The following is a 9656-nucleotide window of genomic DNA, read 5'->3' as shown; positions in this document are numbered from 1 at the left end:
ACGCGCGGCATCCCGACCCGCACCATCCGCGCCCCAGTGATCTGCCTGATGATGAAGGGTTCCTTTTTGAAAAGGTGATGCCGCAACCGGCCACACCCACTTTACACGCAAGCAATGACTAGTGCGGTTCTAAAGGCAAACGGATCTCGAAACGTGCGCCCTTCGGGGACAAGACGCATCGGGCACTTCCTCCATGAGCTTCGGCGATATCGGCAACAATGGCGAGCCCCAGGCCACAGCCATCGCCAAAGTCGAGATCGGCTCGAAAGAAGCGATCAAAGACCCTCTCCCGAAGCTCTTCTTTGATCCCGGGTCCGTCGTCCTCCACGACGATGGCAACCTCTTCCTCGGAGAAGGACAGCATGACAGCCAACTCACCGCCTTCGCGCAAACCGTAGCGCAATGCGTTGTCCAGGAGGTTGGCCATCATCTCTTCGATCATGACGGGATCGCATAAAACAGGCTTCGGCGCCCCCTCAACTGCAAAGCCAACAGCAATGTCATTGAGAAGCTGGACCTCTGCGAAGGAGCGGATCCTAGCCGAAATGAGCGCAACGATATCGGCTTGTTCGAACAGAGCGCGCAAACTACGACCGCGCACACGCTCCAGCGAAAGCAATTGATTGGTGAGCCGTCCTGTCGCACGGGCTGACCGCGCGATGGAGTCAACGCGTTTGCGAAGTGTTATCTCGTCCGGCGACGACACGGCAGCTTCCGCCTGCGTCACAATTGACGCGATCGGATTGCGAAGCTGATGAGCCGCATCAGATATGAACGCCGACCTGATCTCAAACGCTTTCGCCAGTCGCTCGAAGAGCGAGTTTGTCGTCTGCACAAGAGGGCGAAGTTCGATCGGTATCCATCGCCGGATAGGTCTCAAATCATCGGGAGTCCTCAGGCTGATTGCATTCTGAAGGTCGAGCAGTGGTTTGAGACCCAACTTGATGCCGAACCAGAGGATGACGGCGGCTGACAAGATGATGGTCCCCAACAGGGCAATACTTTGATAGAGCAAATCACGGCTCAAGGCGGCACGCTGCGAGACTGTCTGCCACACTTCGACCGTCATCCACCCTTGCAATCGCGGCTGATTGAGGAATTCCCGCAATATGACGGATCGAACCTCCCGCCCCAGATACGTGCTGTCGAAAAAAAACGGCTTTCCACTCTGGATGTCGGATCCTGCAGGCGCATCCGGTGGATCGGAATAGCCGGTCACGAAGCCACCGCCTGGCCCCGTGATCCGATAGTAGACCGGGTCGCCAAGGGCCGTCGTCAGTTCTTCCAGCAATTGTTCGGTGAGAATGTCGCCCTCGGAGATCGCCACATCTCGGGAAATGGTTAGTGCGACAGCGAGAAGAGTATTGTCGTAGAGGGTTTCAGAAAGCCGCTCGGCTTCCTGGAAGCGTGCATAAGACGCTATTCCCGCAATCAAGATGAGTGGCACGATCAGGAGCAGAAAGAGTCTCGATCTAAGCGAGAGGCGCTTCATGCTGATCCTGCATTCAGCATGTAGCCGAGACCACGCGCAGTCTTGATCTCAACACCGGTCCCATCCAGCTTTCGCCGAAGCCTGGACACCAGGAGTTCTATTGCGTTGGCCTCTACTTCTGCTCCCGCACCATAGAGAGAGGAAAAAATGCGCTCCCGATCGAGAAGCTTGCCCTTGTGGTCAAGGAGAAGTTCGAACAGCGCAAGTTCTCGTCGCGGCAAATCGATCCTCTTGTCTTGATGCATGATCACGCGCTGCTGACGATCGTAGACGAGATCGCCCACGAACTCCTGCTCTGGCATAAGCTGCGGCCTTCGGCGCGTGAGTGCCCTCAGGCGGGCCATCAGTTCTGCCATTTCGAACGGCTTCACCAGATAGTCGTCGGCGCCAGCATCGAGGCCCACGACCCGGTCGGACGTCTTGCCCATGGCCGTCAGCATCAGCACCGGCGTGGTGTCCCCACGGCCGCGCATGCGCTTGGTCAGCTCGATGCCGGTCAGGCCTGGCAGATTGATGTCGATAATCGCGACATCGGCCGTCTCTGTTCGCAGAAAACTATCTGCGGCAAGACCGTCATCGAGATGATCGACCCCATGGCCCTGGTCACGCAGAGCATCCTCGATACCCTTTGCCAGGCTCTTGTTGTCTTCGACCAGAATGATCCGCACGGCGGTAGAATTCCTTTACGGACAGCTTATCGACAGCAAAACTCAGTATGAGAGCTAGAAGCAGATTTGACGAGGAGAAATCAAGTCTGCGCAAGCTTGGAGGAAACCGGCACATCTGAGGGCCGGATTGGGAGGATTATACCATGCTGAATAACTCTTTGAGCCGCCGCACCACTTTGGGCCTGATGGCAGGGCTATTGGCAGCCGGCCTTGCAGGGCCTGCTGCTGCGGAGGTCAATTTCGCAGGCAAGACGATCGAGTTCATCATTCCATTCTCGGCAGGCGGCGGATCCGACACCTGGGGCCGCTTTAATGCGCAACTGCTCGGCAAGTACCTGCCTGGCAACCCAGTTGTCGTGGTCGTGAATGAGCCGGGTGGCGGCTCGACCAAGGGAAGCAACCTTTTTGCCGCTCGCGCAAAGCCAGATGGCGAAATGATCCTGGGAACATCGGCGTCGACCCAGTTTCCCTACCTGCTCGGGGATCCGCGCGTCCGCTACGATTACAAAGATTGGAAGATCGCGATGGCGGGCCCGACGGGTGGCGTGGTCTACACCACACCCTCGCTTGGCCTGAAAAGCGTCGACGACATCGCCATGCTCAAGGGCAAGGATCTCGTCTATGCAAGCCAGGGCGCGACGTCGCTCGACCTGGTTCCGCTTCTCGGCTTCAAGGCCATGGATCTCAATGTGCAGCACGTTTTCGGCTTCAAGGGCCGCGGTGATGGCCGCCTCGCCTTCGAGCGTGGTGAAGTCAACATCGACTTCCAGACCTCGTCCGCCTACATCAAGAACGTCCAGCCTCTGGTCGAGGCGGGCCAGGCCGTTCCCTTGTTCAGCCTCGGCGTGCTCGACGAAGCGGGCAATGTGGTTCGCGACCCGACCTTCCCCGACCTGCCAACCTATCCAGAAGCCTATGAAAAGCTGACGGGCGAGAAGCCCAGCGGCCCGGCTTACGATGCCTATATGGCCTTTTATGTTGCCGGCTTCCCGGCGCAGAAGATGGTATTCCTGCCGAAGGACACACCTGACGAGATCGTCGCGGCCTACCAGAAGGCCTTCGAAGACATGAAGGCGGACCCTGCCTACAAGGAAAGTGCGGAGGCCGTTCTTGGCACCTATGAACAGGTCACGGGCAGCCTTGCCCAGGCTCTCTTCGAAAAGGCCACCGACCTTTCGCCCGAACTGCGCAAGCAGGTCGCGACCATGCTCGCTTCTGACTACGGCGTAAAGCTCGGTCAGGACTGACCTGAAACGCGGCGGGTTTTCTGACAAAACCCGCCACCCCTTCCCTCACCACATTTTTTTCACTGCCGCCTCCCAAGCGGCAAACGCGGAGTCACGGCCGTGATCGATACCCTATTCACTGCACTTGGCGAATTGTTGAGCTTTCAACACCTCGCCTACATGATCCTCGGCATCTTCGTCGGTCTCGTCATCGGCGTGCTCCCAGCGCTTGGCGGTATCGCTGGCCTGTCGCTCCTCATCCCGTTCATCTACGGCATGGATCAGGTTTCGGCGCTGGCCATGCTGATCGGCCTGGTCGCGATCATGCCAACCGGCGATACCTTTTCGTCGATCCTGCTTGGAATACCAGGCGGTTCATCCAGCCAGGCGACCGTGCTCGACGGATTTCCACTCGCAAAGAAGGGGGAAGCCGCAAGAGCGCTTTCGACGGCGTTCTTCTCGTCGATGTTTGGCGGCGTCTTCGGGGCGATCGTTCTCACCGGTTTTGTCTTCATCGCCCGCCCCGTCATTCTTGCCTTCGGATCGGCCGAACTCTTCATGCTGGCTGTGCTTGGGTTGTCGATGGTCGCAGTCTTGTCGGGCCGAAGCCTGGTCAAGGGGCTTGCATCCTGCTCGCTCGGACTGGTCATCGGCACGATTGGTGCGGCACCGGCCACTGGCGAATTTCGCCTCGTGTTCGATGTGACATATCTCTATGACGGCCTCCCCCTCGTTGTCGTCGGTATGGGCATTTTCGCCATTCCCGAGATCATTGACCTCATGCGGGCCAACACGGCCATTGCCGGCAACATGCCGCTTGGCAAGGGCTGGACGCAAGGGATCCGGGATTGGGCAGCCAACTGGTTCCTGTCGCTGCGCTGTGCTGCCGTCGGCTGCATCGTCGGGGTCATCCCGGGCCTTGGCGGCTCCGTGGTCGACTGGATCGCATACGGCCATGCCGTACAGACCACGAAGGACAGTTCCAACTTCGGCAAGGGCGACATTCGCGGTGTAATTGCCCCGGAAAGCGCGAATAACGCTATGACGGGCGGCGCGATGCTGCCGACCGTCCTGTTCGGCATTCCCGGATCCGGGGCCATGGCAGTGTTTCTCGGCTGCATGGTGCTGATTGGCATCGAGCCCGGTCCATCGATGGTCACCACCGATCTACACCTGACCTACACGATGATCTGGTCGCTAGCGCTCGCCAACATCATCGGTGCCGGAGCCTGCGTGATGCTGGCTAAACCGATCGCCGGCCTCACCAAGGTGCCCTTCCAGTACATGGCCCCCTTCATGATGGTCATGATCAGCTTCGCCGCGTTTCAGTCCACCCGGTCGGTGCAGGACCTCGTCGCTTTGCTGGCCTTAGGGGTCATTGGCGTCCTGATGAAGCGCTTCGGCTGGTCGCGTCCCGCCCTCCTGATCGGTTTCGTGCTCGCACCACAGGCCGAGACATTCTTCTACCAGACCCTCCAGTTCAATGGCTGGTCGTTCCTTGCGCGACCTGGCGTGATCATCATCGGGCTTCTGACGCTTGCATCCATCTACTTCGGGCTTCGTAACCGTGTGGACGAGCATGCCGAGATTGTCGACCCGTCCGACAAGGTTCCGGATGTTCCGCAGTTTCGTGCCCATCTTCCGCAGATTGGCTTTGCCGTGCTGGTCCTCGGTATCATGGGCATGGCGTTGATGGACTCCCTGCAGCGAGACTTCCTCGGCCAGGTTTTCCCGCTTTCTGTCTCGATCATCGGTCTGATGATGCTCGGAATTCTGATCTGGCAACTCGGCTTCGCAGACACCGGGCACCACTCGCATTTCGACTCCGAACTCCCGAGCGAGGAGAGCAGCCGGATTGCTGTTCACGGAGTATGGGCAGGGCTTGCCTGGATCGCGGCACTCGTCGGACTGGTTGCGCTGGTCGGCTTCGTCCTTGGCGTCGTGATCTTCTTCCTCGCCTTCATGCGCATGCGGGTCGGTGCGACCTGGACGAGGAGCCTGCACCTAACGGCCTGGGCCGTTGGTGGCTGCATTCTTGCGGCCTGGGCGCTGTCACTCAACTTCCCCAGCGGTGTGCTCCAGGACTTCGCAGACCTCCCCTGGCCGCTCCGGTGACGCCACCGCCAGCCGGCTCGGGAGACCCGAGCGGCCTGCTTCCCGAATCTTCATTCAACCGTTGGAGACCAGCATGGCGCAGACCGCCATTCCCTTCCTGTTCATGCGTGGCGGCACATCCCGCGGCCCGTATTTTCGCCGCGAAGACTTGCCGAGCGAACTTGGCGACCTGGAGCGCGTGCTCGTAGCCGCGCTTGGCTCCGGTCACCCACTCAACATCGACGGCATCGGAGGCGGTACGGCGGTCACCACCAAAGTAGCCATGCTTTCGAGGTCGAAGGAGCCAGACTGTGATGTTGACTATTTCTTCGCTCAGGTGAGCGTCGCGGACCGGAAAGTCGACTTCAAGCCAACCTGCGGCAATATCCTTTCCGGTGTCGGACCGGCAGCCGTTGAACTCGGCATTGTGCCTGCAACCGGGGACGTGACGCGTGTGCGCATCCATTCGGTCAACACAGGTGCGAAGGTGGAAGCCATTGTCCAGACGCCTGGCGGCATCGTCAGCTATGAGGGCGATGCTGCGATCGATGGCGTACCTGGAACGTCCGCTCCCATTTATCTGAACTTCATGGACGTGGTGGGGTCAACAACGGGTGCCCTACTGCCGACGGGCAATCTTACCGACGAGATCGACGGTGTCACGGTGACCTGCATGGACGTTGCCATGCCGATCGTCATCGCCCGTGCCGAGGCTTTCGGACTTTCGGGCTACGAGGCCGCTGAAGAACTGGACGCAAACCGGGCGTTCTATGGGCGGATGGAGCCCATCCGACGCAGGGCGGGGCTGCTGATGGGTATGGGTGACGTCTCGAACTCGGTCGTACCGAAATTTGCTATCCTCGCTCCCCCGCGTGAAGGCGGGACGATCACCGCACGTTACTTCATGCCGCTCAACTGCCACCCGACCATGGCGGTGACCGGCGCCCAGTGCCTCGCGTCCTGTGTCCTGACACCGGGCACCGTGGCTGAAGGGCTTCCCACATTGCCAGACGGAGTTCCTGCGCTCGTGAAAATCGAACACCCGAGCGGAGTGATGGACGTGACAGTCGACTACGAGAAGAACTCGGGCCGGTTCGCGTTGAAATCCGCTGGCCTCCTGAGAACAGCAAGATTGCTGGCCAGGGGAGAGGTGCTCGTGCCCATGTGATTTCTTTGTGCCACAGCCAATCAAGGGGAGACAAAGCTCTTGTGGCCGCTTCTCGGCAAGCGGAAGTAATTGCCGCTCTCCCGCCATGTTGACGTCGGCCCAAAGCCAGGGCACAAAGATGGCATCCACGGTCGCTCGCGGCAGGAAAACAGAGGAAAATCAACGGCGATTTTTTTAAGCCATTGAAATCATGTGAGAATCCAGGTTCTTCAGCCAATTCTCCCGAAAAACCATGATTATGATGTTTTTCCGTCGTGCCGGATCCCGTTTTGGCGTCATCGGCAAAACATGGCGTGACTTCAACCAGGCAAATCAACGCCTTGAAGCTGGTTCAATAGAAATGCATGCGTGGATTGATTGGCGACGATCAGCAGGCCGGATTGTTCGTAGTGCTCCGCGCCGCGGCCCCACCAGTCGGTGACAACGCCGCCGGCTTCTTCAACGAGAAGAATGCCCGCGGCCGTATCGACGAAGCCTGTCTGTTCGAAGTAGCCGGTGAAACGTCCACAGGCGACATAGGCGCAGCAATTGGCAGCGCTTCCGAGCACCCGCACGGCACCGATCGGCGCGCGGATCGCGTCGAGCCTGGCATAGGCGCCCTCATGCATGGAGAGATTGGGTGTGGGCAGACCGGTGCCGACCACCATCTGACCGACATCCACGCTGTCCCGCATCATAAGCCGCGCCCCGTTGAGATAGGCGCCTTGCCCCTTCAGCGCCGTGAACATCTCATCCGTCACCGGATTATAGACGAGCCCGCAAACGGTCTCTCGGCCCTGCCGGAGCGCGATGGTGATCGTGTAGTCGAGGCCATTGAGGAAATTGGTGGTGCCGTCGATCGGATCCACCAGGAAACGGTAGGATGCATCCTTGCCTTCCACGGGCGGAAACTCTTCGCCGCTCAGGCTCCAGTCCGGATACCGGCTGAGCAGGTGGTCACGGATCAACGTCTCCGACTGCTCGTCGGCAATGCTGACGAAGTCACCGGGGCCTTTGACGCCGATCTGCAGCGTGTCCCGACGATGAAAGAAATCGAGCGTCAGCGCTCCGGCACGTCGGGCAGCCTCGATCATGTCTTCGAGAACACGGGCGGGATCGACGGACATCAGCTCTTTCCTTCAGCGAGGGCTTCTGCGAGACCTTCGGGGTCATCGGTGGTGATCTGGTCGACGCGCAATTGGAGGAGGCGACGAACCTGCGCAAGCGTGGTGGAATCGATCGTTCGGATCGTCCAGGCATCGACACGACGCTTGTCCGCATGAACAGCGCCGATCAGATCCATCCCTGCGGCATCAGCCGCGAGAACAAGCTCGTAATCGAGATAGATCATGGCGGCATCCGGCGCCTTCTTCAGCGCCGCTGCAATGAACCGCGAGAAATCCTCAGCCGTTCTGAGGTCATCGAGCACGCCGACATAGGTCGGATCATAACCCGCGCGCAGACCGGGCGTGACCGCGGCCAGCGCTGCCACCGCAGCGCTGTCTCCGCCGGACAGGATCATGTTCGTGGCAACGGGAGAGACCGCTTCGGCAAATTTCTCGATCACACCCGGCGACAACCGCGACAGATCCTCCTTGTAATCGAGTTGCAGCAAAGCCTCAGGATGGGCGGGATTGGCGTTCAGCAAGTCACAGAGGTCTTCGAGCAGCATCACCCTGTCGCTCAGCGGCGCACCGTCATTGCCCCGCAGGTAGAGCTGTCGCAGCGTGCCAGCCGAGGTCTCGGCGACGAGACCGGATCCGGTTGTCCCGTGATCGAGCTCCAGATCGTGCAGGATGGCAAAACCGTGATCTCCATGCACGACGAGATCGACCTCGACGCTGGCGCCAAGCTGCATGGCTTCCAGAATGCGCGTCGGTGTGAATTCCGGATCGGAGGCCTTGCGCCGTCCCCGATGCCACTTGAGCAGGGTACGGTGTCCCTGATGCTCGACGAAAATGGGATCACTGCGCATGGGTCGTGCCATAGAGTTTGACGTTGTCGCGGAAGGCCGCGAAGGCGCGCGGGTTGAGCGCAACGGTCTCGCCGGCATGAAAGGGTTCCGGACTGGCGACCATGCATTTCACGCGGGTCCCGTCTGACAGATGCAGATCGACGAGCCCATGCGTGCCGAAGTCGGTGACGCGATGAATGATGGCCTTGCCACCGCCCTGATGGACGAGGGCGAGGGCCTCGGGCCTGACTGCCAGCGTGAGCGGTCCATCGGCGACCGGAAGATCGACGGCGACGTCGGCATGCAGGAAACGGCCATTTTCGACACGGCCCTCGATGAAGTTCATCGTACCGATGAAGCCGGCCACGAACGGCGTTTGAGGATCCCGATAGATAAGTTCCGGCCGATCGGCCTGCTCTGTCCTGCCATCACGCATGACCACGATGCGATCTGCCATGGAGAGAGCCTCGTCCTGCCCGTGGGTCACGAAGAGGGTGGTGATCTTCAAACGAAGCTGGATATCCCGCACTTCCTCCCGCAGCCGCTCGCGCAAATGCTGATCGAGGCTCGCGAAGGGTTCATCGAGCAACAGGATCTTCGGCTCCAGGATCAGCGATCGCGCCAGCGCCACGCGCTGCTGCTGGCCGCCCGAAAGCGCGCTGGTCATCCGCTGACCATAGCCCTTCAGGCCCACGAGCTCGAGCACGTTCTCGACCCGGTCGCGGATTTCCCCCTTGGGACGGCGACGCAGTTTCAAGCCGAAGGCAAGGTTGTTGAAGACATTCATGTGTGACCACAAAGCATGGCTCTGGAAGACCATGCCGGTCGGCCGTTGTTCGGGTGGCAGGCGTGTCACGTCCTGATCGTCGATGGCAATCCGTCCCGATGTTGGCTGCTCGAAACCGCCAACCATGCGCAATAGGGTGGATTTGCCGGAGCCGGACGGCCCGAGCAGGCAGACAAGCTCGCCATCAGCGACCTCAAGCGAGACATTGTCGACGGCTGTCGTGCCGCCCGCAAAGACCTTGGAGACCGCGCGGATGCTCAGTTTCGACATGTCGGGTTTCCTGTAATG

The 9656-nt window shown here is 60.0% G+C and carries 8 protein-coding genes; 3 read left to right on the top strand and 5 right to left on the bottom strand.

All coding sequences use genetic code 11. The features are described from left to right. Positions 1-118 precede the first annotated feature (118 nt). Together FAA86_RS22395 and FAA86_RS22390 are read right to left on the bottom strand one after the other, a co-directional pair. Positions 119-1492 carry a sensor histidine kinase gene (locus FAA86_RS22395; RefSeq protein WP_136543298.1) on the bottom strand — a complete coding sequence of 458 codons (1374 nt, stop codon included), beginning with the start codon at positions 1490-1492 and terminating at the stop codon, positions 119-121. Next, positions 1489-2160: a response regulator transcription factor gene (locus tag FAA86_RS22390; RefSeq protein WP_136543296.1), complete on the bottom strand. Its 672-nt coding sequence runs from the start codon at positions 2158-2160 to the stop codon at positions 1489-1491. Before FAA86_RS22390 ends, FAA86_RS22395 begins: the two co-directional genes overlap by 4 nt. A 143-nt stretch (positions 2161-2303) precedes the next feature. Here FAA86_RS22390 and FAA86_RS22385 point away from each other — a divergent pair, with 143 nt between their 5' ends. The 3 genes from FAA86_RS22385 (at position 2304) to FAA86_RS22375 (ending at position 6648) form a co-directional block, all read left to right on the top strand. After that, complete coding sequence (locus tag FAA86_RS22385) at positions 2304-3407, top strand: tripartite tricarboxylate transporter substrate-binding protein (RefSeq protein ID WP_136543294.1); 1104 nt, start codon at positions 2304-2306, stop codon at positions 3405-3407. Positions 3408-3506: 99 nt separating this feature from the next. Then, positions 3507-5501, top strand: coding sequence for a tripartite tricarboxylate transporter permease (locus FAA86_RS22380; protein ID WP_246035170.1), 1995 nt, complete (start codon positions 3507-3509; stop codon positions 5499-5501). Between the two features lie 73 nt (positions 5502-5574). Next, positions 5575-6648, top strand: a complete 1074-nt coding sequence (locus FAA86_RS22375) for a 4-oxalomesaconate tautomerase (protein WP_136543292.1) — start codon at positions 5575-5577, stop codon at positions 6646-6648. A 299-nt stretch (positions 6649-6947) separates the two neighbouring features. Here the strand turns inward: FAA86_RS22375 and FAA86_RS22370 are convergent, their stop codons facing one another. From FAA86_RS22370 to FAA86_RS22360, 3 genes are read right to left on the bottom strand one after another with little or no spacing between them, the layout of a single operon-like run. After that, a complete protein-coding gene (locus FAA86_RS22370; RefSeq protein ID WP_136543289.1) occupies positions 6948-7754 on the bottom strand; it encodes an inositol monophosphatase family protein in 807 nt (268 codons plus the stop codon). After that, entirely contained in the window at positions 7754-8602 is an 849-nt protein-coding gene (locus FAA86_RS22365; RefSeq protein WP_136543287.1) for a glycerophosphodiester phosphodiesterase, read from the bottom strand. The genes FAA86_RS22370 and FAA86_RS22365 overlap by 1 nt, the downstream gene beginning before the upstream one ends. Then, on the bottom strand, positions 8592-9638 hold the full coding sequence (locus FAA86_RS22360) for an ABC transporter ATP-binding protein (RefSeq protein WP_136543284.1): 1047 nt from the start codon (positions 9636-9638) through the stop codon (positions 8592-8594). The genes FAA86_RS22365 and FAA86_RS22360 overlap by 11 nt, the downstream gene beginning before the upstream one ends. Positions 9639-9656: the final 18 nt, after the last annotated feature.

Origin of the sequence: Rhizobium rosettiformans W3 (assembly GCF_004912135.1) — a bacterium.
GTDB classification, from domain to species: Bacteria; Pseudomonadota; Alphaproteobacteria; order Rhizobiales; family Rhizobiaceae; genus Allorhizobium; species Allorhizobium rosettiformans.
The sequence above is the reverse complement of the archived record's forward strand: the minus strand, read 5'-3'. Positions and strand labels throughout refer to the sequence as shown.

What these genes read in the sequence shown, in the direction of transcription:
- FAA86_RS22395 (WP_136543298.1), bottom strand. Translation starts at nt 1,492, where the DNA reads ATGAAGCGCCTCTCGCTTAGATCGAGACTCTTTCTGCTCCTGATCGTG.
- FAA86_RS22385 (WP_136543294.1), top strand. Translation starts at nt 2,304, where the DNA reads ATGCTGAATAACTCTTTGAGCCGCCGCACCACTTTGGGCCTGATGGCA.
- FAA86_RS22375 (WP_136543292.1), top strand. Translation starts at nt 5,575, where the DNA reads ATGGCGCAGACCGCCATTCCCTTCCTGTTCATGCGTGGCGGCACATCC.
- FAA86_RS22370 (WP_136543289.1), bottom strand. Translation starts at nt 7,754, where the DNA reads ATGTCCGTCGATCCCGCCCGTGTTCTCGAAGACATGATCGAGGCTGCC.
- FAA86_RS22365 (WP_136543287.1), bottom strand. Translation starts at nt 8,602, where the DNA reads ATGCGCAGTGATCCCATTTTCGTCGAGCATCAGGGACACCGTACCCTG.
- FAA86_RS22360 (WP_136543284.1), bottom strand. Translation starts at nt 9,638, where the DNA reads ATGTCGAAACTGAGCATCCGCGCGGTCTCCAAGGTCTTTGCGGGCGGC.